The 22,189-nt window shown below is 61.9% G+C and carries 15 protein-coding genes, 1 pseudogene and 1 CRISPR repeat array (1 of these 17 running past the window's edge); of the genes and pseudogenes, 10 read left to right on the forward strand and 6 right to left on the reverse strand.

The annotated features are described in order from the left end of the window. Window positions 1-81: 81 nt before the first annotated feature. Window positions 82-1,200 carry a Fic family protein gene (locus KAK11_RS21235; RefSeq protein WP_210811593.1) on the reverse strand — a complete coding sequence of 373 codons (1,119 nt, stop codon included), beginning with the start codon at window positions 1,198-1,200 and terminating at the stop codon, window positions 82-84. Window positions 1,201-1,880: 680 nt separating this feature from the next. On the opposite strand from KAK11_RS21235, the gene KAK11_RS21240 reads away from it, so the two are divergent. The 4 genes and pseudogenes from KAK11_RS21240 to KAK11_RS21255 all read left to right on the forward strand — a co-directional run bounded on the left by KAK11_RS21240 (window position 1,881) and on the right by KAK11_RS21255 (window position 5,781). Beyond that, a complete protein-coding gene (locus tag KAK11_RS21240; protein WP_210811594.1) occupies window positions 1,881-2,471 on the forward strand; it encodes a hypothetical protein in 591 nt (196 codons plus the stop codon). A 1,218-nt stretch (window positions 2,472-3,689) separates the two neighbouring features. Further along, window positions 3,690-3,992 (forward strand): annotated as a pseudogene (locus KAK11_RS22345) (transposase); the annotation flags it as partial. Between the two features lie 209 nt (window positions 3,993-4,201). Then, entirely contained in the window at window positions 4,202-4,525 is a 324-nt protein-coding gene (locus KAK11_RS21250) for a helix-turn-helix domain-containing protein (protein ID WP_210811595.1), read from the forward strand. Beyond that, window positions 4,522-5,781, forward strand: coding sequence for a type II toxin-antitoxin system HipA family toxin (locus tag KAK11_RS21255; RefSeq protein WP_210811597.1), 1,260 nt, complete (start codon window positions 4,522-4,524; stop codon window positions 5,779-5,781). Before KAK11_RS21250 ends, KAK11_RS21255 begins: the two co-directional genes overlap by 4 nt. Window positions 5,782-6,044: 263 nt before the next feature. Here KAK11_RS21255 and KAK11_RS21260 read toward each other — a convergent pair whose 3' ends face one another. Further along, entirely contained in the window at window positions 6,045-6,818 is a 774-nt protein-coding gene (locus KAK11_RS21260; RefSeq protein ID WP_210811598.1) for a hypothetical protein, read from the reverse strand. Between the two features lie 902 nt (window positions 6,819-7,720). Between KAK11_RS21260 and KAK11_RS21265 the strand changes: the two genes are divergently transcribed. Both KAK11_RS21265 and KAK11_RS21270 read left to right on the forward strand, forming a co-directional pair. Next, window positions 7,721-7,942 (forward strand): hypothetical protein, encoded by a 222-nt coding sequence (locus KAK11_RS21265; protein ID WP_210811599.1) that lies wholly within the window; start codon window positions 7,721-7,723, stop codon window positions 7,940-7,942. Window positions 7,943-8,669: 727 nt separating this feature from the next. After that, window positions 8,670-8,951 (forward strand): hypothetical protein, encoded by a 282-nt coding sequence (locus tag KAK11_RS21270; RefSeq protein WP_210811601.1) that lies wholly within the window; start codon window positions 8,670-8,672, stop codon window positions 8,949-8,951. Window positions 8,952-9,252: 301 nt separating this feature from the next. On the opposite strand, the gene KAK11_RS21275 is transcribed toward KAK11_RS21270, so the two are convergent. From KAK11_RS21275 to KAK11_RS22375, 4 genes are all read right to left on the reverse strand, one after another. Continuing rightward, a complete protein-coding gene (locus tag KAK11_RS21275; RefSeq protein WP_210811603.1) occupies window positions 9,253-11,859 on the reverse strand; it encodes a helicase-related protein in 2,607 nt (868 codons plus the stop codon). After that, window positions 11,856-13,829 (reverse strand): phospholipase D-like domain-containing protein, encoded by a 1,974-nt coding sequence (locus KAK11_RS21280; protein WP_210811604.1) that lies wholly within the window; start codon window positions 13,827-13,829, stop codon window positions 11,856-11,858. Before KAK11_RS21280 ends, KAK11_RS21275 begins: the two co-directional genes overlap by 4 nt. Then, window positions 13,826-15,160 carry a hypothetical protein gene (locus KAK11_RS21285; RefSeq protein WP_210811605.1) on the reverse strand — a complete coding sequence of 445 codons (1,335 nt, stop codon included), beginning with the start codon at window positions 15,158-15,160 and terminating at the stop codon, window positions 13,826-13,828. Before KAK11_RS21285 ends, KAK11_RS21280 begins: the two co-directional genes overlap by 4 nt. A gap of 430 nt (window positions 15,161-15,590) precedes the next feature. Next, window positions 15,591-16,106 (reverse strand): glycine-rich domain-containing protein, encoded by a 516-nt coding sequence (locus KAK11_RS22375; RefSeq protein ID WP_510606746.1) that lies wholly within the window; start codon window positions 16,104-16,106, stop codon window positions 15,591-15,593. A gap of 392 nt (window positions 16,107-16,498) precedes the next feature. Here KAK11_RS22375 and KAK11_RS21295 point away from each other — a divergent pair, with 392 nt between their 5' ends. Genes KAK11_RS21295 through KAK11_RS21310 form a run of 4 tightly spaced genes read left to right on the forward strand, consistent with a single transcriptional unit; the run spans window position 16,499 to window position 21,804 of the window. Next, entirely contained in the window at window positions 16,499-16,948 is a 450-nt protein-coding gene (locus KAK11_RS21295; RefSeq protein WP_210811608.1) for a hypothetical protein, read from the forward strand. Window positions 16,949-16,954: 6 nt separating this feature from the next. Next, entirely contained in the window at window positions 16,955-18,988 is a 2,034-nt protein-coding gene (gene mobH / locus KAK11_RS21300; RefSeq protein ID WP_210811612.1) for a MobH family relaxase, read from the forward strand. 7 nt (window positions 18,989-18,995) lie between these two features. Beyond that, window positions 18,996-21,062 (forward strand): type IV conjugative transfer system coupling protein TraD, encoded by a 2,067-nt coding sequence (gene traD / locus KAK11_RS21305; RefSeq protein WP_210811614.1) that lies wholly within the window; start codon window positions 18,996-18,998, stop codon window positions 21,060-21,062. After that, window positions 21,052-21,804: an IncC plasmid conjugative DNA transfer DtrJ family protein gene (locus KAK11_RS21310; RefSeq protein ID WP_210811615.1), complete on the forward strand. Its 753-nt coding sequence runs from the start codon at window positions 21,052-21,054 to the stop codon at window positions 21,802-21,804. The genes traD and KAK11_RS21310 overlap by 11 nt, the downstream gene beginning before the upstream one ends. Window positions 21,805-21,942: 138 nt before the next feature. Beyond that, window positions 21,943-22,189: a CRISPR direct-repeat array (repeat unit 28 nt; unit sequence TTTCTGAGCTGCCTGTGCGGCAGTGAAG) (it continues 622 nt past the right edge of the window).

The raw sequence follows: 22,189 nt of genomic DNA on the forward strand, positions 1-22,189 counted from the left end.
ACTCGCGCAGGGGCCGAGTGATGGCCAAGTGGATGGCTGAATCGTAGGTCATGCCTTTTTCCAAGACCGCACGGGCAAGATTCACAGATTTGGCGGCGCAACCTCGACAGTACTCAGCACGCCGCCTTCATTGAGCAGCGACAGCAAATCGTTGTGCCGCGGCGCCGAGCGCATATAGGTGTCGTGAAAGACCTTCGCGAGGAATTCGGGCCGGCCACGCTCATAGAAGGCCAGGAGGGCGAATGTGTATTCGCGCCGATTCACGCAAGTGAAGGTGAATGGCGCCAAGGAGTGCTTCAGCAGCGGGATGTTCATGCACAGGCGCGACGTGCGCTTGTTGCCATCCATGAATGGCTGCAGGTAGGAGATCATCGCCATCGTGAAGAGCGACTGCTCAAACGGGTCTTCGATGCGCGCCGCCTTTTCGCAAAACGCTGTCGTCTCCTCGTCCAGTTGCTGGGGAACACTGATGGGCCGATATGTGCTCTCAATGACGTGGACAGGAGCGAGCCGCAGGCGGCGCTCGTCTGCGGGGTTACCCAGTAGGCTACGGCTCAACCTTTGATGAACCTCGAGCAGCGTGGGTCGCGAGAGGTCGAGATCGGCTCGGTGATCGCAGATGTACTGGATAGCCGTCTTGTGGTTGGAAACGATGAGGAACTCCTGCTCCGACATCCCTTCCGGGCGTTCTCCGAGTTCGACAAGACGCTTGGTGTCGAGCCAGGTGATGCGCACGTCCTCGAGCCGACTCGACGCATACGACAGGTCAATGACGAGACTGTTCATGACGCAGCGGTAGGACGTGTCGTTCGTTGTTGCGTCAGCGCGGGCAATGCTCAAAAGAGCCTTTGCTTGCTCCGGACTCAGCCAGCGGGTCACATTCGGCTCGTAGGCCTGCAGAACGGCGGGGTTGTACGGAGAAAGCGCGCGCGTGGCTGGAGGCTGGCTAAGCTCCCAGCGGATGAACGGCTCCGAGTTGCAATCGAGACGATATCGACGATTGCGCGTGTTGCCCCGGGCCTCAACGAGCCCATCGCCCGTCATGTCATGAAGGGCTCGGAATGCCGTCGTGCGGTCGACCTGAAGCACCTCCGCGACGTCGGTCGCGGAGACCCACTCGGACTCGGTCTGTCGGGACAGCTCGTGGTATTGGTCGAGCAGGACTCTGACGATATCGTCCTGGCGCGAAGAGGTGGTCATTGCTATATGTTGCAGTCAATGTTGCGAGTGTGCATCATGCGGTGCAACTAACAATGCTGAACCGCTGCATGGCTCCGCTCAGGAGAGCCCTTTTCGCGAGCCTGATGTGGCCAGGGGATGCGCTGCCGAGGGATGGCACTTGTAGGTGACTTTGCGACGATGCATTCTTTTAGGCACTATCGCGAGTGCATCAAGATGACAACAATTAGTTAACAAGTTTGTTATCCAGCCATGAGATATTCGCGAAAGCCAATCGCCTCCGACCAGGTCCGGACTTGGGCGGCCACGACAAAATGGAGAGACCTCGACGACCTGTGGTGGCTGGGCACACAGGTGCGAGCGGTGCCGGACTCGGCCAGTGACGCGACCATCAATCAGTTCCTGCACCACCTCAGCGGCTACAAGACTCCGGATGGAATGAGCCCACGCCAGGCGCTGATTCGATTCCACGCTCACAACGTCGACGACTTGGTCAAACAGGGGGACTCAGAACTCAGGCGCTGGCTGCCTCCGCATCACTGAAATATTCTGTCGACCATGGACGGCATTCGCGGCTTCGCGCGGTACGTCGACGAGGCATTTCGGAAGGTGGAAGTTGCGCTGCAGGGGAGCGAGAGCGGGCCGGCCGCTCCGCAGGTGCCAGCAGCCAGAGCGCGGCGGCCAAAGCCATGAGCACTCGGGTGTCCGTCATTCAGCGGCTCTTGAGTTTGCCGGATGCGTTTTCGCTGAACCTTTGCGCCTCGTTGCTCGGCATCGAGAAGGGCGTCGCCAAGGTCTACCTGTCTCGGTGGGCCGCGGCCGGCTACGTCAAGTCGTCTGGCCCCAGGACCGGGTTTTACTTCAACGTGCTCAAGAACAGGAACTCGACGTCGGAGTTTCTGCCTCAGGCCGTCCTTCACGTGCACCCAACCGCCTTGGTCCGCGGCGCAACTGTGATTCACGCCTCAGGGTTGACGACCCAGGTCGCGCACCAAATTGACGTTGCCGTGCTGGCGCCGGCAAACCGGGCCCACACGGATGGCTTTGTGGCGTGGCCGAAGTCGAAACGCTGGTATGTCGCGATGAGGGACATGAAGCTCAAGGATGGGCTATTCGGCCTACCTGCGCTTCAACCTGAGGCTGCGCTCGCGGACATGTTCGCCACTTCCAACGATTGGCATCCAGACATTGACGACCTCGAGGTCGATGAGTTGGACTGGGCGAAGTTCAAGGTCGTCTGTGACCGCCTGGGCATCGAAGTCCCCGAGCAACTGAAAAGTCTCGTGGAGTGAGCGGTGAGGAGGCCAGCGGCAAGGCTTACCAGTCGACGTCAACAGTCCTACAGACCAGATTTGTGGGCCAACTGACAAGGCATGGACTTAACGAGCCGTTTCAGGGGCCCAGAGCTAGATGCCGCTTGAAAGCCATTGACCACATTCCGTCCAATTTGGCAAATTCGCTGGAATGTGGTCAATGAGAATTGGACCAATCGCTAATTTTTACGACGAGTGCCCGGTCACTCGTCGACTTTTTTAGTGTTTGGACGCTCGGAGGCCGCGTCATTGACCACATTCCGAACAAAACGACAAGTTGGGAAGGTCGCCTCTGGCGCCTCGAGCCCAGGTGGTGGCGCCATTGACCACATTCCGTCCAATTTGGCAAATTCGCTGGAATGTGGTCAATGTGACCACATTCCGAACAAAACGACAAGTTGGGAAGGTCGCCTCTGGCGCCTCGAGCCCAGGTGGTGGCGCCATTGACCACATTCCGTCCAATTTGGCAAATTCGCTGGAATGTGGTCAATGAGAATTAGCCCAATCGCTAATTTTTACGACGAGTGCCCGGTCACTCGTCGACTTTTTTAGTGTTTGGACGCCCAGAGGTCGCGTCATTGACCACATTCCGAACAAATTGACAAGTCGGGAGGGGCGCTTTTGGCGCCCCGAGCCAAGGAGATGGCGCCATTGACCACATTCCGCGCGAAATGACAAGTGCGAGCGAGTTGATGCACAGGTGGACATCAAGCGAATATCAAGCGGTGCGCAATTGAGCATCAAAACAGAGCCGGGCTTCCATTCGACGGAGGCTGGCGCTCAGCGGATTGGCCTCGGGGCTGGCTTTGGAGGCCTTCAAGTCGCGCCAAAGGGGCTTCGGGTCAGGTTTTCGGAGGGGGAAAACGGTGCCCTGATGGCCATCAGGTAACGCTTGGACTTGTCAAAGAATTGTCCTAGTAACGTGCACAATGATCAGAATTGAGAAGCCGGGAATGTCCTTGATCCGCACTGCAACCGACAACTTCATTACCCCAGTGATGATGATCAACCAATCGGTCAGACTAGTCAGGGAGAGCAATCGATGAATCTGCTGCAGAAACGAAAGGCCACGATCTGTCTAGCAATTCATGAGCGCATCCTGCATCGCAGGCTTGAAGATCTCGCCCAGCTTAAGCTGCCCCACCAAGCTCATCCGGCTGGCCTTGCGCAACACCAAGTCTGAGCGCGGTACCAGCCCAGGGAGTGGACAAGCGCCCTCATGCCAATTCGGGCGTCAGCTGGAACATCGCGATGCGGCCGGGCAAGCGATGGGTGCTAGATAAGAGCCAGGAAGTGAATCACTTGATCGACGAGCTGGAGAAGCTTAATGCCAGCATGCGGGCAAAGGTGGAGCACCCGTTCCGGGTGATCAGGCGCCAGTCCGGGCATGTGTTGGTGCGCTATCGTGGGCTGGCGACAAACACTGCGCAGCTGCACACACTATTCGCGCTTTCGAACCTTTGGAGGGCGCGCCCCCAACTTGGTGGAGTGCAGGCATGAGTGCGCCTGCTTTGCGCGAAATTAGCCGGATCGGCGGCCTGCAGACACCGAAACTCTCGGCGGCAAGGCCTGCAATGGCTCAAATGGCCTCAGCCGCCGCGCCAAACTGCTTCGCGCACAGCTGACTGTGCTTCGACAGATCGTTCATAAGAGTCTGAAATAAAGCTATCTTTGGCCGAAAGCCACGGTAAGAGGTAGGATTCCACCCCATGAAAGGTTCGGAATTTAACCTTGCGACGCCCCAGGAGATCGCCCGAGAGATCGGGGCTCGGTTGCGTGTTCAGCGCCTGCAGCAGTCATTGACGCAGGATGAACTGGCGGCGCGCGCAGCCGTGTCCGCGAGCGCACTAAAGACACTGGAGGCCACGGGCAAGAGCACCATCGAGACGCTCGTGCGCGTGGCTGGCGCCTTGGGCCTGCAGGCAGACTTTGCTCAACTGTTCTCACCGAAGGTTGTATCCAGCATCGCGGACCTTGAACGCCTTGAACGCGCGCAACAACGTCTGCGTGCGCCGCGCGGGAAGTCCCCGTGAAGAAGTTGGACGTCATCTTTCGCGGTTGGGGGCAAAACCACGTCCTTGGGGTTCTGGCCGACGTCGACGGCCAGGTTCACTTTGCCTACTCGTCCGGTGCGATCGAGCGAGGCATCGAGCACTCTCCGCACCAGCTCAAGCTTGCGCCTGGCACGCAAACGGGCTTCCCGCGACACCTCCACGGTCTGCCGGGTTTCATCAGCGACGCCTTGCCCGATGGCTGGGGCATCTTGCTGATGGACCGCATGTTCAAGCAGGCAGGCCGGGATGCGGCCACCTTGTCGCCGCTTGATCGCCTGAGCTTTATCGGCGAACGCGCGATGGGCGCGCTCGCTTTCAGGCCGAGCGTTGACTTCAAGCAGACACACCAAGACCTCACACTGCTAGAGCTCGCTCAAGCCTCTCGGGAGTTCATGGAGGACCAAGACACGCCGGCACTCAAGATCCTCGCGATGGTAGGCGGCGCTCCTCACGGAACAAGCCCCAAGGCGCTCGTGCAGTACGACGCATTGTCAGGGCGCATCAGTTCGCGCGACGATGCGCCGGGTGAGCCGTGGCTTGTGAAATTCAATGCAGCCAACGAACACAAGGAGGTGTGCGCCATCGAGCAGGTGTACGCCGACATGGCGCGTGCCAGTGGCATCGACATGCCCGAGTCGCGGCAGTTTGACCTCAGCAAGAACCTGGCCGCCTTTGGCGTGAAGCGTTTTGACCGTGAGCGTGGACTGCGCGTGCCGGTCCAGTCCTTCGCAGGAGCCTGGCACGCGAACTTTCGTGAACCGAGCGTCGACTACGTCACCGTGCTGCGGCTGACACGGCTGTTTACGCGCGACGAGCGTGAGGTGCTGAAGGCGTATCAGCAGGCGGTCTTCAACGTCGTGTTCAACAACCAGGACGATCACGCCAAGAACATCGCTTTCCGGATGGACGAGCAGATGCGTTGGCGCTTGTCGCCCGCCTACGATCTAACGTTTGCGCGGGGCCCTCGCGGACAGCATCAGACTTCGGTTGCTGGAGCGGGTGTGCCAACGCGCGCTGACTTGCTGCGCCTAGCAGGCGACGGTGGTGTGAATCGAAAGGCGGCCGAAGCGATCATTGATCGCATCTGCGCGCAGGCTTCCACACTGACTCAAGCGCTCAAAGATGCAACTATCCGCGCAGCGACGGTGCAAGACATTGCGAGGACGGTCAACCTGAATGTCAAGCGATGCGCCGTACCGCCGGCAGCTCCAGATCCGTCAGCGATCATTCACTGAGCGCTGGTCAGCGCAGATCCGGTGACTGCGAAGCGCCAAACACCACGCATTGATGCTCCAACTGTCACTGGCTGAAGCAGCTGCATAGCAGCCCCCTCACGCGGACCCGCCGGTCGCGGGGCGACTGCTTCGCTCCACACTGGAGCCTGGCAGGCGACTGAACTTCGTTTGCCCAGGAGGCCTGACTAAAGCCACATGGCCTCCACGAATCCCGGTGCTATTCAAAGGTGAGCACCTCGTGCAACAGTTCTCGCAGCCGAGCTTCAGGAATTAATGAATAGCTTTTTGTATCGCTCTGCCAGAGCGAATTGCGCAGCTTGCCACGACAAGCCACTTTGCTCGGTACTGGAACGAAGAAAGTCTGCAAGGAAGGTGAGCCCCCTCGCGAGTAGGAAGCGCGATTGCAAGTAGGCGCGTTTTGACGCGTCAGGAACGGCAGCGACTACGGCCTCCATCGCAGCATAGGGCATGACGCTCTTCGGCTGAACGCTTGCCCAAGCTTTCAACCGATCATGGGATATCGTCTTACCTGGAATGACGGCAGTGCGCGAAAGATACTTCTCCAGTGCTAGGTTGTCGCGACACTTGACTGCTCGCCGCAGTTCATCAAACCAATGACCAAGAGGCTTTCTGCTGGAATCGAGCAATGCCAAGACCGCGGTGGCACTCGGTCCTTGGGTGTTTTTGGAGCCCTTAAAGGCGCGCTCCAGCGTGCCAAGGGTTCGCAGCGTTGAGTCCAACAGCAAGCATGTGCGCCGAGGAATTCCGGGAACAAGGACTTCCCATGCACCGATAACACCCTTGAGCAGGTGGCTCACCTTACCCTCTGCTTCGACCGCCCTCCCCTGCTGAGAAAGTGCCGTGACCTCGGCGATCAGCGCATCTACCTTGGCCATTTCGCGTACAAAAACGTGAATTGGATTGTCCTCTGAGAGCGGACCCAGGCCAGCTTCCAGCAGTTCCCACTCCCCAGCGTCGGCAGCAGGACGACCTGCGACTTCATCCAAAGCCTTGCCAATTTGCGCGACGAAGGCCATCGACTCCTTTCGCCGGATCTCCTTCGAGAGGTCATCCGTGAAGATGCATCCAATGCGATCAGGGTGCAAACCCAATCTGCCAGCGATTACGCGCTTGGAAGTGCTCGACAGTGAGTGCTTCCCTGTTGCTCCGTATTGAAGTTGCTTGATGAGTGCATCCCATCCGTGTCGCCTCATCAGCGTTCGAAGAGAGTGCCCAGTCGTCGCTCTGAGGACGGTATCTGGAGCAAACGCCAAACTGCTAGACAGCTCAACTGAGAAGCTGGCGCCAAAGGACTCCAATGGCCGAGCAAGCTGCAGAGGTGGAAAGCGACTGGTGAGAAACGTCATCGTCAAGTTCGCGGATACAGAGGATTTTCAGAGGACGGCAAGGTCGACTGGCTGACCGCCCCTGCTTAGACTGCCTTAGATTCCAGTTTGACTGGTCGATCAGTTTTCCAGAAAAGCGCACTCGCCAGCATGTAGGACACCAGATACTTTCTTGGCGTTTGACGGAAGTCCTCCGCCTAACCAGGAAGAGCGCCGTTGCCAACCCTTCCTGAAACCATTGATGGCAACATATTCAAGGAGCTAGATGTGTCCCGTACGCCCAACGATGACCGAAGCGATAGCATGAATCCCAATAACGATGCATATTGGGATAGCTTGGACAATCATTCGAATCAACTTAACCCAGAGCACGACGCCTACCACAGCTCTAGGGGCAACACTGGCGATGATGAAGAGGAAGACTGATGCCTCTAGTCTGCACACTTGTGACGATATGAATCGCTCAGATTTAGTCGCATTCGGGAGTCTCGATGACGACCAATTGGACAGTATGCAAGGATGGTGAAAAGGTGTTGAAGGGGGCAGGTCAACGCGATCAACTAATCGGTCAGGCGCATCACGGAGAGGAATAGATGAATCTGCTGCAGAAACGAAAGGCCGCAATCTGTCGAGCGATACTTGAGCGCAACCTGCATCGCAGGCTTGAAGATCTCGCCTGGGACCAGATGCCTCCTGTTGGCCGCGAATTCGGTAGCCCTGACTTTGACCGTCTCATGGATGAGGACTTCCGCAACCAGGCCGGGGTTTTCGATCCGGCGCTGAAGGGGCATCTTGCTGAAATCGACGTGATCTAGCGGTTGCCGGTACAACACCGCATTGCCGGGGCTGGCTCGATGTCGACGGACTTTCCACTGCGCTGGTCACCGGATGGAATCAAGCACTAAGGTGCAGAGCGCTCGACGGACTTTGCTTGTTGGCGTCATTGCTGTTCTAACCAAAGCAGGGGCCAAAGCAGGCACGTCGAATCTAAGGCTCGCAGTGCGGTGCGCAGAAGGATGGCTATGGTTGACCGCAATTGATTTGGTTGCCGACCGACTTGAGAGTGCTCGATTCTGGCCGTAGTGAATCGCAGCAACCGACACCTAGCAGCCAACCGTTACCCCTAGTCGGCTTTAGGCTGGTTACGGCCACTCAGGCTCGGCGGTCGAGCCTGCGACTCTTGCCTAATGCAGGCATATATGGGTTGGCAATACAGACGACTGGTGCATGCTCGTCATCAGTCACCCAGGACTACTACCCTTTTGGGAGCCTCCGGCTACCACCTCACCGAGACCCAATTCACTCTGCTATCGACACCAAATCAGTTTTACATCCAAATCGAGTCTCTCTGCATGCGACCTTCCGGCCACTCATCTTGAACGGTTGGAATCAACGAACGTGATGGCTGCGCGTCCCACTCGGAAGAACTCTTGCACATCTGCCCGAGCCAGTCTGCCCGACTCACCCATTTGGGGGGCTTGTCACTGACACACAGCGCCCGAAGATAAGCGCTGTTCCGACCCGAACAGGAGCGAGCCCACCATGCAACAGGTCAAGCAATACGTCGGTGACTGCATCATCTGTGCAGCAGCCCTGGAAGCGCCATCCGGCGAAGGGTTTGTGGCCGCTGCACTGGTGGTGGCGCAAGATCAGCCGTCAGTGGTTGAGATCTTCAGGGATGACAGGCTTGAGGACGGCCAAGTTTGGGGCGACCCTATTGAGGCTGTTCGGTTTGCTACCCGCGTGGGTACGGCGGCTGCCAGCCTCTATGCGGCGCGCGTCATTGAGCCGGTGCGGAACCGGTGGGTTCATCGGGTGTCTTGAAGCACGTGCGCTGAACTGCACCTTCGGCTTCTGAAAGCGATCTACTGGTCGCGAAGGGGCTTTGCTGCTCGTCCGGCCCTTGGTTCAGCGTGCAGAATTCAGGGACAGCTACCGACCCCAAAGGATCATCGGAGAATCATCCAGCGGTCGCTTGGCCATCTTCCGGATCGATGCGGTAGCACAAGTCCACTGAATCAGTGAGTTCGGAGGTTGTACCACCCAGGCGGCAGACATCCAGTTTCAGCGCTTCAGCGGACTAGTCCCTCTTGGGTTGCGCGCATGAGCTATGTCTGCTTTTTGTTCAATCCCGAGGCGAAAAATCTGGCGCATTTTCGTTGACGATACGCGCGAGCGCTGAAATCTCTGGGTCGTCACCATGGCTCGACGGCGGGATAACGACGCCGTGCAACTGCGCCCGCAAGTCGTCCCATCGGCGGCGCAGCACCGCCCAGTTGTGCTCGTCGTAGGTGCCCTTAAAGATCACTGGCAGGATTTCGATGCGCGGCACCTCGCCACGGCTTTCCGCCGCCTGGCGCTCCGCGTCGATCAGCAACCGTTCCCAGTGACTGTCCAGTCGATCCACGCGGCCAATTTGCTGCTCCACCACGCCAGGGTTCCATTCGGGGTGCAGCAGAACGACAGTCCTGCAAGCCCGGTGCAGGTTCAGTCCCTCGCGGCCGACGACCGATTGCGCGACCAGCACGCGCGGAAAGCTGTTGTTGCGGTTGAAACCCAACTGCAGCAACCGCCGCGTCGAGGGCGGCGTCTTGCCGTACATGAGGCGTGCGAAGCCGCCTTCACGCCGGCCGTACTCCTCGTTCAGCCGCTCGGCGACCCGATTCCATAGTCGCTCAGCCTCGCCGTCATCGAGCGCGCCGTCGCCGTTCTCGTCGCCCTCGCTGCGCTCGAGCGTAGCTTCGACGATGCGCCGGAACTCCGCCGCCCAGACTTCCGGCGATTCCTCCTTGGGATCGAGCATCTCAGCTAGTGCACGCGCTACGACCGGAACGTCGCCGGGGCACTGCCGAAATGCCTCGAATAGCCGCGACAGCGGCCCTTCCCACGGCTCGGACGCGAGCCCCCGCTCCAGCAGGCCGACGAGGCCCTCGCGCAGCTTGCGTCGCTGATCTTCCACTGCCTCGTACTGGACGGCCAGCCGTTGGCCAATACCATTCAGGCCGTCGTCTCTGAACAGCCCCAATTGCCGGCTGGCGGCCAACACAGCAGGTTCATCCTCTGCCGGAATCACCGCCTGCGCCCAGGGCCTCTCTTCCTTCAGCGCCAGCAGCATCTGCCGGGCGTTCAGCAGAGAGACCAGCGCGCGCATGGGCCGTGTGTAGCGGCCGAACACCAGCACCTTCTCGCCTGCGCAATGGACGGCCTCGATGGCACGCACGGCAGCCTGCAGTCCGGGATGCTCCATTAGCGCGTCCTGGCCATCACCGCCTGTGACGCTGTCGCGCATCACCCCCAACCACCAGTCCACACGTTGTGCACGCTTTTCGTCCGCGGCAGCAGGTGCCACACCTTCGGCGTTGCCGGCCACGTCGCGCTGCGTCGCGTCTATGGCCCCGTCCAGTTCGAGTTGCAGCTTGTCCTCCTCAGCGTCCAAGTGGCAGCGATCCAGCAGTTCATTGACGCCGTGGCCGCTGCCCAGCGTCAGGCGCAGCCGCTGCGCGCGCGGGTCAAGCCCGCCGGCCGCGGTAAGGGACAAGGCCTCGGCTGCGCAGACTGCGCGCCGCCACCGCAAGTTCAAGTCGTCGGGCCGGACCTCGATGGCCGACTCCCTCCGGTAAGCGTGCAGCGGCTCCCCGGTCAGCGCGTGGAAGCGTCGTACCTGCTCGCTCTCGCGCTTGTCACGCCGCAGCAGGTAAGGATCCAAAGAAGCCTTGAATCCGGCGGCGGCCTGCGCGAACGTCAGGCGACGTTCCTCACTCACGGGCAGTTCCTGCACGTTACGGCATGCGTCGACGTATTGGTCGATTGCCCGAGCAGTCTCTTGCGTCTCGGCACCAATACGCCTCAGGACATCTACCCACTGGCGGGCATCCAGTTCGACCGGGGTAGCTGTCAGAGCGAGGCGGCGCGCGTCGGGCGAGGCCACCGCGACCTTCTCGAGCAGCCGGGCCAGTCCGGACGCGTCGCCGCGGCTCTTGTGCGCCTCGTCGACCACGATCAGGTCGAACAGCCCGAGTCCGAGCCCGACCGCGCCCTCAAGGGCGTGGCGGAATTTGCCCTGCCGGCCATATTGCTTGGCCTCCAACACACCGGGCCAGAGCGTTTCTTCCAGGAGGCCGTCCAGGAACTCGGCGAGGTAGCCGCCCGTCTCGGCCGCGCGCAGAGCGATGTGCTCGGCCGCCGCACGGATAAGGGGGTCCTGCAGCAAAGGGTTGTCCAAGGAATTGGGCGGCAAGCGGTTGCGACGCACTTTGCGCCATCGCGCAAACAGTGCCGGCAACAGCGACCAGCGCCAGGGCTCCGCCTGGGCCCCGAGGCGCCAGTTGGTGAAGGCGTGGGAGAGCAGGACAACCGACTCGCACTCCCATGGTCGCGTCCGAGTGGCGGCCCATGCGTCCAAGTATTGCTGCAGGCTTCGCAGCAACGGGCTGCACCGCACGCCTCCGGCCGCGAGTTCGTCTCGCCACTGGAAACCGAGGCCAGGCGGTACCAGAACGACGGCACGGCCACCGGCCTGAACGACTGTACGAACCGTGGCTACAGCAATCCGTGTCTTGCCCATGCCGACCTCATCCGCGACGATCACGCCGTTGGATGGAAGCCGGCTCGCGACGGCCCGCAGGCTACGGCGCTGACCGCCATCGAGCTTCCAAGCAGAGCCCGCCACGTCGGGGGCGTGCGAGAGCTGGCGAAGCCCGTTGGCGACAGTCGGCCAGCCTCTGAACGTCATGACATCCCCCGAAACGATTCGAGCCCACCAAGCCCCCAGGCGGCGGCCACACGCGCGAGTGCGGCTTCGTAAAGCTCGGCAGATTCGAGGCCTCCTTGTCCGCACGCATAATCAGGGCGCGACGCATCGATCCGCAGCACTTCAAGCGGGTCCAGCCCTAAGCGTAGGAACTCCGTCAGCCCCTTGCTGCCCGCTGCCCGGAACAGAACTTCCTCGAGACGCACACACCAGAACGGCCAGTCCGACTCGCTCACCATGGTCTGCCGCTGCGCAATCTCCTCAAGCTGCCGCATCATGGTCCGAACCGGCGACGAGGCAGCTTGGCGCTGGGCATCGGGCTGCCGTGGCGGGGGCGCTCCCGTATCTGCGGCGCCTTGGAACGGTTCGCCCTCGTCGCCGTCGCCTTCATCGTCCACGCGTGCGGGGAAAGCCATCAAGTGGGCGGCCATGTCCGCGAGGTCGAGGGGAGGCGCTTCGCCCGCGGCCACCCGCCCGAGTTCATCGACCACAGGCACTGACGCTCGCCTATGCCCACCGTCCCAGCGCAGCGCGGCCTGCCGCGGCATAGTCCCGCGCCAGAGCCATCCCTCGCCCTCGCGAACGCAGGGCTCGCCGCCGGCATCGAGCACAATGGTGTCCGTAGGCGTCGGGGCGCTTCCGTTTGGAGGCACGAGCATGCCGGTGCCATCGGCGCATGGACACCATTGCAGGAAGGCCAAGGGACCGGCGACGAAGGCAGGTGGCCTCGGCGGCATCGGCTCTCCAGTGGCAGGTGGCGCCTCGCTATAAAGCTGGCCCTCACCATTGCGCTGCAAAGGAACCAGCGATTCGACGGCCAGCATGCCTGGCAACGCGGACCAGGGCAGACGCGGAAACTCGAGGAACACCCCCACTTCGAAGTTGCCGTTACGTCCTGCGGAGTTCAGGAAGCCCGCCTCTGTGAGGTTGCCCGAACCGAGGTACAGCCAGGCGCTGGTGCAGGCCTCGGTCCGGCTGTTCGCGCTGAAGATGAACTTGGCGTGCAAGCTGCGCGGCGATCCGGCCCCGAACATCTGGTGCCGTGCCGGCGTTCGCACGCACCAGCCGGCCTCCTCGATGGCGACCATCGACGTCGCGACCGACTGGCAGGCCTGTTCGTTGACGTAGATGTCAACGCTAGCCGACCGCGTCAGCAGACCAAGATCGGTGACCTTCCTTACGATCCCCTGCAGCACCGGGGGCACGCCGCCACCGGCGCCGCCCTCAAAGAAGCCCGATCCGAGCGCGAGAAGGTTGCGCCGCGTGGAGCCTGCGTGCTTGCGCAAGTAACCGACCAGGCCCTTCAGCAGGGACTGATGGCGATTATCGAAGATGCGCGGCTTCGCGGTCCCGGCCTGCCTGGCGCATAGCACAGCCCACGCCGCAAGCTGGCGCACGGCCAGTGAGGTATCGCTATTGCGGCCTGCTAGTTCGACGAGCGACCGGTCGTAGTGCTCGCCCAACCAAGCGAGTATGTCGCTCACCTTGGCTACGTCGGCGCAGCGCAGGGCCAGAGTCTCCTCGCCCAGCCCGAGTTCAGACTCATCGACGTCGAAGCACCAAGCGAGGTCCAAGCTGTCCTCCAGTGTCTGCTTCGTCCAATTACCTGTAGAGACGATGACCCGTAGACGCCAGCCTGTCGACTGACCCCGGAAGCCCAGAAGTGCTACCTTGGCGTGCATAAGCCGGAACGCTTTGTCCAGCGGCGTGCGCAGCGGCAGGTCTGCAACGCCCGGCACATCGAGCACAGAGATATGCTCGTGGAACGGATCGAGCATCAACCCAAGTACCAGTTGCCCTTGGCGAGCCCGCACACTTGCCGGCTTGCGCGTGAAGCGCTCGGCCGCCGCGTCGAGGAACCCCGCGTCTGCAGAGAAGCCGCAGGCCCAACCGAACAGGCCTTCGTAATCTTCGGGCGGCTCAAATAGGCGTAGCAGCGAAGGCGTACTCATGTCGAGCCGTCCTGTGCAGCAAAACGCATGTGCAGTTCGCCGAGCAATTCCAACTTCAGCAGGTAGAGGTTCTGTACCCTGAACGACATGCCTTCAGGCCAGCCGATCTCGCGGGCCACTTGCGCGCCGACTTCCTCCATCGCCTCGCCAGCCGTATCCTCGGAATCCAATTCGCCCGCAGCGGCGGGCGCTGTGCCTCTGCGGAAGGCGGCTCCTGGCCGTAGGACGTTGCCAAACAACGCCACGACGCGGCCATCGCGCTGCACGAGGCTTCGTAGGACGGCCACTGGCTCCGCAGCGGCACAGGCTCTGCAGAAGTCGTTGGCATCCACGTCCTCGTGGGCCATACGCAGGAAAGCATCGGCAGCGATGCGCAAGGCCTCAACCTGTTCGCCGACCACCGCCACTGCATCGGCGAGGGTCAAGCGCTCGGCCGACGCATGGGCAATCCGTGATTCGACGGTGTCGAGCAGTTTCAGTGCCGCATCGCGAGCAAGCCACAGGCGCGCGCCCGCTTCGAGGTCCTTCCAATGTCGGTCGTCCTGTATTTCTGGCGGACGATCCAGCCAGGTCAGCGGCACGACTGGTGGGACACGCCGCAATCGATCGACCCACGCTAGTGCGGCGCGCCGCCGCGACTTCGCTTCCAACGTCTCATTCGCTCCACCGGCGCGGAGGCGCCCTTCAAGGTGCCCGAGTGCATCGCCGGGCAATGCTAGGCAGGGCGAAAGCCCGCGAACAACAGTGCCCGTCGTCACATTGACAGGCGAGCCTTGTACCCATTGCGACAAGTGCTCGGCCATCGAACGGTTCGAGGGCCGGCATTCACCTAAGGCCGCGTCGAGGAAAGCGCGGCCTTCTGCGGTCGACTGCAGCGTGTTGAAGCGGCGGTTTGACGAAGTCGCAAACCCGAGAGGTACCAGCGCACTGCCGGCTGCCATGCGCATCGGCTGGGTCACATAGAAGCCGCGAGAGCGGAACCGTGAGTACAGAGGGCCTTGTTTCAGGTCGTGCTCACGGGGGAACTTGTTCCGCCCGCGTAGACGGGGATCCGACGCCCATCCTGTGTCGCGATACGCGAGCCAGCAGGCCAGGGCCTCTATGGCGTTGGCGCATTCCATCTTCGCGACGGCATGTCCCTCCACAGCTTGGAGCTCAGAAACCCGCACGCCTAACAGGGCCAGCATCAACTGCTTGCCGAACCAGACGCCACCCAGGCCAGGCACTGATAGCTCGTTGAACCGACGGACGGCGCCCGCAATGCCAAGCGACCGCAGCCGCCGAGACGAACCCACCGTGTCCGGACCCAAAATCCCGCAAAACAACTGCATTTCCCTCCCAATTCGCATCCGCCTGTCAGTGTGCGGAGCCGTCCTCCGGGCTTCGTTTCTGCCGTAATGAATTTCCGCCTGAGCTGACCTGCCCCCTTCAGACTGGTATCGCCTCCTCGGCCCTGCCTTTCCGTACGTTAGTATCGCTGGCGAGATTTATCGATCAATTTTTCGCGGGTAGCAAGCGCTCGACGAAGAGCGCTTTACCGACCCGAGTGTCGGCAAAATGGTAGCGACACGAGCTTCGGCTTCTGGCCGATACTGGACGTTCCAAACCAGCTTCTCGAATGTCGCCACCCGCTGCTTGGGGGTCAACAGCAGCCCACAGTCGGCTTTAAGCGAAATGCTGCGCCGTCCATTGGCGGCGGTAGCCTGTACCGGAATTGGTCGATGCGCAACGCAGCGTTACGACAAAAGAGACGACCGCCCCCTAGGAGTGAAGCCGCTTCAGTGGAAAAGTGTCGACTTTGCTGCTGCAGTCACCCTGATCGTCTGGGTCCTGCTGCCCGAAACAACTGACGCAATCAGCATCTGCATCGAACGATTTAGGTGCGTCTTCGGGGCAGTGGTGAACGAACTTGCCCAGAACCTCCATGCAAAAGGCTTGATATTCGCGAGTAAACATCAGGAATTCGTGCCAGCCGGCATCTACCCGCCTGGACGGCCGCAGAGGGAGCTTGGAAGTCGAGCTGCGCAGCAGGAATATCTTCACTTCCGCAAATAGCTGATCTGCGTCATCCGCAGAGAGGTCGCACTTTCTGGCAATCCGAGCAACAACGCCTGAGCTCTGCCAAGCCGTAACTCTCGCAACTTGATTGGCTGCCTGAGTAGTGGATTCATTCTGAGTATTCATCTTTATCCCTAGGGTAGTTTGTTCGTGATGCACAGAGCAGTGTATCGAATGCAAAGGAAGCCTCGTGTCTCTAGGTTGGGGGGCAGAGCACATGGACAGGCTAGCTAGCTGCAGGAGTTGGAGCACAACAAACCTCCCAACGGTAACGGCCCTACCCAAAGGGCCTCCGCCCCTGCGCTCTAGATCGCTTGGGGCGTCGAGAGGGCCAATGGGGAATGGCAAGAGCCTAACGGTAAGGGGCTGATTAAGGGCAAGCAGGCAGGTGCACCGCTAGTGCGCGGTGCACCTGTCGTAGGGCAGAAGGGCTTGAGGGCCCAGTGCGTCCTGCCCCGCTTCGCAAAACCTACCCCTCCATCAACCCCTGGTTTTGGCTGGAAGGGCCAGAGGGCTTTGCGTAGCCTTGTGCAGGTTCGGGTCTGGCCTGTGGGGCAGGCCTTGTTGCAACAAGCCGCCCTCCTCCGTGGCGGCCCCTGCCCTGGCCTTCCATGTGCTGTGCTTGCCTCAAACCGCCGGATGAGCTGCCGGACCTGCAGCAGTTGCTCGATTCGCTGAGCTTGGGCCACTGGCACAGCGTGGTGCTGGACTTGTGCTGCCGCTTTGAAGGCTGGTGGGCCAGCTATATGGCCGACCCGACTTTGACGCCAGACTACCGGCCGCTGTTCGAGGCCATGGACTTGATCCGCCGCTTCCCCACCCGCTGGGCGGGCGATGACAACGCCTTTGCCTTGGCTCTGTCGGGCTGCGAGTTCTTGACGCGCGGTGCTCGGCATTGCTTTGAGGGGAAAGTGGCCTGGGACTGCACCAGCGAGCCCTTTGTGGCCTTTGCCAAGCGTCACCCTCACTGCTACACCGGCTGGGACACACACCCAGCCTGCGGGCAGACCGCGCTAATTGGCTGGATGCTGCACAAGGTGCGGGCCAACACGGCCCCCTGACCGCGTATGGATGTCTGGGACGGCTTGCTGGTGGTCTCTGCCTTCATGGCGGGTGTGACGGTGGTGCGTGGCCTGCAACAGAAGCGCCAAGGCACGGTGGCCTTGCTGCCTGCCACCCCCATGGAGCAGGTGGCCAGACCCGCCAACCAGATTGCGGTGATGAGCATGGCCGAGCTGGTGGACACAACCCGAACCGAGCGCCTGCTGCGTAGCTTGGAGCAGCGCACACGGTTCTCAAGGGCGATGTTCAATCGAGATTGCGGTTGCGTGCTGGAGGCATTGGCGGACTATGTGCAGATGCTGCCCGCCTCAGAGTGCCATCACCATGCCCAGCCGGGCGGACTGTGGACGCACTTGCTGGAAGTCGCCGATGCGGCCTTGACCTTTCGGGGTGGGATTGAGATGCCCCAAGGTGCCACCACCGAAGAGAGAAAACGCTTAGAGCACCGCTGGACTTACGCAGTGTTCTGCGCCGCGCTCTTGCATGACATTGGCAAGCCCGTCACCGACTTGCGCGTCACCCTCTATGCGCATGACCCCCGCGCCGGGCGGCGCTGGGCGCCCCTGGCCGGGCCTATGCGCACCCACGGTGCCAGCCACTACAGCGTGGAGTTTGTGGAAGCGGCTGAGCGGGACTACCAAGCCCACCAGAAGCTGGCCGCCATGCTGCTGCACCAGTTTGTGCCGGCGCGTCTGGTGCGCTGGCTCAGTGAAGAAGGCGATGTGCTGAACCAGCTCTTGACCTACCTGAGTGCGGAGGCGGCCGACGGGCCACTGAGCGAGATCATCAAGCAGGCAGACAGCGATTCGGTGAGCCGCAACCTCATGCACGGCCCCCGCACCCGCTTTGCCAGTGCGCGCACCACCCCGCTGATCGAGCGGCTGATGCAGGCCTTGCGGCGCATGCTGCAAGACGGTGGCGTGTTGCCCCTGAACCGGCCCGGTGCGGCAGGCTGGGTGTTTGACGGCAGCGTGTGGTTTGTGTGTGCGCGCCTGGCCGACGAAGTGCGGGCCTATCTGCAACAGCATGAGAGCGGCCAAGGCCTGCCGGGCAAAGACAAGAACGACCGGCTGTTTGACACCTGGCAAGAGAGCGGCGCCTGCCTGCCCGCGCCCGATGGCGGCGCGGTGTGGCGCGTGTGGGTGCAGTGCGAATCCTGGCGCTCACCCGATGCTTTGACGGTGCTGCGCTTTCCGCTAGAGAAGCTCTACCCGAGCCCTGCGGATTACCCCGCGCCGCTGCGCGGCCGCATCAGCACAGAGCCGCTGGGCGAAGACGCCGTCAGCCCACCTGCAGAGCCCAAGGCCCCAGTGGCACCACCCTCCCCCTTGCCGCCCTGGCAAGAGACAGAGGACAGCCCTGCCCTGCCGCCCGCAGCCGAGCCCGCCCCTACACCCGAGGAGGAACCCATGCCCCAGATTGACCATGCCCTGCAGACCGCATCAGCCCAAGATGCCGATGACGGCCTGCTGCGCCCCCACGAGGCCGCATGCCTGGACCCTGACCCCCAACCCAGCACCCATAAGCCCGCCATGGCCACCACGCTGGGCAGCCCGCTGCGCCCGCACCAGCCCAGTGGCCCCAAGCCGGCCAAGGCGCCCACAGCGGCCGCAGAGGCCTTCATGGCCTGGGTGGCCGACGCAGTGGGCTCTGGCGCGCTGAAGTACAACGAGGACGGGGCATTGGTTCACTTTGCGGCCGAGGGCTGCTTGCTGTTGTCGCCCGAGATCTTCAAGCGCTTCATCGACGCCCGCCGCGATGATGAAAGCGGCCCCGTCCACTCCCTGCGGCAAAGCCATGGGGACAAGGCCTATGCCCGGCTGCAAAACGAGTTGGCCAAGTCGGGCTGGACTCGGCGCAATGGCGACGAGAACCTGCACTACTACGCCTTCACCAAGACGGATGGCTCGCTGTCTCGGGTGGTGAGCTGCTACCTGCTGCCTCAGCCTCAACTCTTCTGGAACCCCGTGCCCAGGGTGAATGAGCGCATCCGGGCGGTGACACGTGCCAAGAAGGCTAAGCCTGCACCGGCAGCGTGAGTGAGCCATGGCCGACAGCCTGAACAACGTCTATCGCTGGCCGCATGAGTTGGCCTCGGTGCTGGCCTGCGGCGTGGGGGCTGGCCTGCTGCTGATCCAAGCACCCATGTTCTTGCTGAGTCCCGCTCAGGGCCAAGTGGCGGCCTTGGCCCTGTGTGGCCTGGCCGCGCGGCGTTGGCACCAGGCGCAGCGCATCCTGCGCTATCGCCGGGCTGTGCGGCGCAGCAAGCCCTATGCACTGCTGCCGCACGAACTGCCCAGCTCGCCCCAAGCCGTGTTCTTGGGCAAGGGCTTTGAGTGGACAGCCGAACACACCCAACGCATGGTCTTGCTGGCCCAGCCGGAGAACGACCACCTGCGCCGCCCTTCGGCCCTGTACCAATGGGCTCGCAGACGCGAGCGCGAGGCCAACTGCCCCGCCTGGCTGCAGCGGTTGATTGGCTGGCCCCACTCCTTGAACCCGCTGCTGGCCATGCCCCCAGTGGGTGGCATGCCCGCCCTGCACGGCATGTCGATTGACGAGCAAGACGTGTGGACGCCCCTGGCCGAGCTGAACAACCACATGATGGTCTATGGCACCACCCGCGTGGGCAAGACGCGGCTAGCTCAAATCTTGATCGAGCAAGACATTCAACGCGGAGATGTGGTGATCGTCTTCGACCCCAAGGGCGATGTCGAGCTGCTGCTGGGCATGTACTCGGCAGCGCTGCGGGCTGGGCGGGAGGATGACTTCATGCTGTTCCACCTGGGCTTCCCCGAGGTCTCGGCCCGCTACAACCCGATTGGCAACTTTGAGCAAATCACCGAGGTGGCCACACGGGCCACAGGCCCCCTGCCCGACCAGGGTCAGTCTGCCGCCTTCAAGGCCTTTGCCTGGCGCTATGTGAACGTGATCGCCCGCGCCATGAGCGCGGTGGGCGAGCGGCCGGACTTCAGAAAAGTCTATGAGTACGGCGTGTCGGTGGACAAGCTGGGGGGCAAGTACCTGACCCAGTGGCTAGAGCGCCATGCGCCCGACTGGCACAGCCAGTTTGACCCCACTCCCACCAGAGAGCACAAGGAGCTGATCACCCGGGCCGAGAAAAACGGACGCGACATTGAGGTGCTGATGATGATGGCCTTCTTCAAGCAGCAGGCCTACCAAGACCCGATTGCCGACGCCCTGGCCTCCATCTTGGCCAACGACCGCACCTACTTTGAGAAGCTGGTCAACTCGCTCTACCCCTTGCTGGAAAAGCTCACCAGCGGAGGCCTGGCGGACCTGATCTCCCCGCAGTACGACAGCACCACCGACCCCCGCCCTATCCTGGACTGGCTCTCGGTCATCAACCGGGGTGGCATCGTCTACTGCGGCTTTGACGCCCTGACCATCCGCGACGCGGCCGAGGCCGTCAGCGCCTCCATGCTGGCCGACCTGACCAGCACGTTTGGGCGCATCTACAAACATGGCTCAGGCTACGGCATGCCCAACCCAGAGCCCTTGCGGCGCGTGCGCCTGCATGCGGACGAGCTGAACGAGTTGATTGGCCCGGAGTTTGTGCAGGCCGCCAACAAGGGCGGCGGTGCAGGTTTGTTCATCACCGGCTACAGCCAGACGGCGCAAGACATTGAGGTCAAGGTGGGCACGCCGGCGGCGGCAGAGCAGTTGGGCGGCAACCTCAACTCGCTCATCATGCTGCGGGTGGTGAATGCCGACACCGCCGCCAAGCTGACCGACCGGCTGGAAGAAGTGCGCGTGGCCACGCGCCTAGTGGCCAGCGGCGTGGCCGACACCAATGACCCGGACCGGGTGGAAGACTTCTCTTCACGCAATGAAGACCGGATCAGCATGGAGAAAGTGCCCATGCTGGACCCGGCCTGGCTGATGAAGCTGCCCAAAGGCCAAGCCTTTGCGCTGCTGGAGGGTGGGCGCTTGATGAAGATCCGAATCCCCCTGCCCTTGCCGCATGTGGACGCCCGCACCCCTGCCAATTGGCAAGCCATGCTGGAACACATGCGCATCCAACATGCCCAGCACACAGACCGCAACCCCGAGCAAGGCCTGACAGTGGAAGGCGCTGGCAGTGGCTACTGACCAAAGCAGCATCGGCCGCAGCGTCTTGCTGCGCCAGTTCCTCTGGCCTTTCATCACCGGCTTCTGGGTGGTCTTTGTAGGGGTGTGCATCTGGGGCGGTGGTGCCCTGGCCCAACTGGCCTGGGCCGAGCAGCGCGCACCTGACGACCCCTTGGCCTACCAAATCCAACAACTGCAACTTGAGCTGGATGCCCTGGCCACCCTTACCCCCGTCATCCTGCAGCCCAGCGAGTTGGCTCAGGCCATCGGCGACGCCGTCTACAACACCGCCGTCTGGGCCGCCACCGGCACCTTGCGCACGCTGATGAACATCCCCGGCCTGTGGCGCGAGAACGCGGCTAACGACTTCATCCGCCACCACCCAGACCCTGGGGGCACCTATGCGCAAAAGATGTTCCAAGACACTGGCCACTCATGGCAGCGCCTGGTGGTGGCCAACTACACCCTGGCCACACGCACTGCCATGTTCCTGGCCATGCTGCCCCTGCTGGCCCTCACAACAGCCATCGGCCTGACCGATGGCCTCATGGCCCGCGCCCGCCGCCGCGCCAACGCAGGGCGCGAGTCCGCCAGCCTCTACCACCGCGCCAAGCTGGGAAGCACGGGGCTGCTGATCACCAGCTACTTGGCTTGCTTGGCTGTGCCATCGCTGACGCAGCCTGTGTGGGTGCTGGTGCCCGTGGCTGTTGGCGTGGGTGGGCTGGTGAGGGTGCAGGGGGGGTACTTTAAGAAGTACCTTTAGGTTGACACCGGCACTTAAGGCAACTCCGTAAGCCCTGCCATCGGCAAATGCCGTGGGGGCAAGTAGAGGTCAGGATGGCATTCTCAAAGACAACTTTGCGATCTTGAACCTATCGCAGATTGTGATTTGCAGCCTTCCTTTCGAAGCTGCCTGTGCGGCAGTGAAGTTCACCTATCCAGAGGATCAACAAGCCAAGTGTTTCTGAGCTGCCTGTGCGGCAGTGAAGAGCGTCAGGCGCATAGGGGTCGATGGGCGCGATTTCTGAGCTGCCTGTGCGGCAGTGAAGTGGCTGGTGGATGACGGTGTGGCGCGCAGTGTTTTCTGAGCTGCCTGTGCGGCAGTGAAGGAGTGCCTCCGCCACTTCCGGCACTGGTTCAATTTCTGA

This window comes from Ideonella paludis (genome assembly GCF_018069865.1).
Taxonomy (GTDB): domain Bacteria; phylum Pseudomonadota; class Gammaproteobacteria; order Burkholderiales; family Burkholderiaceae_C; genus Ideonella; species Ideonella paludis.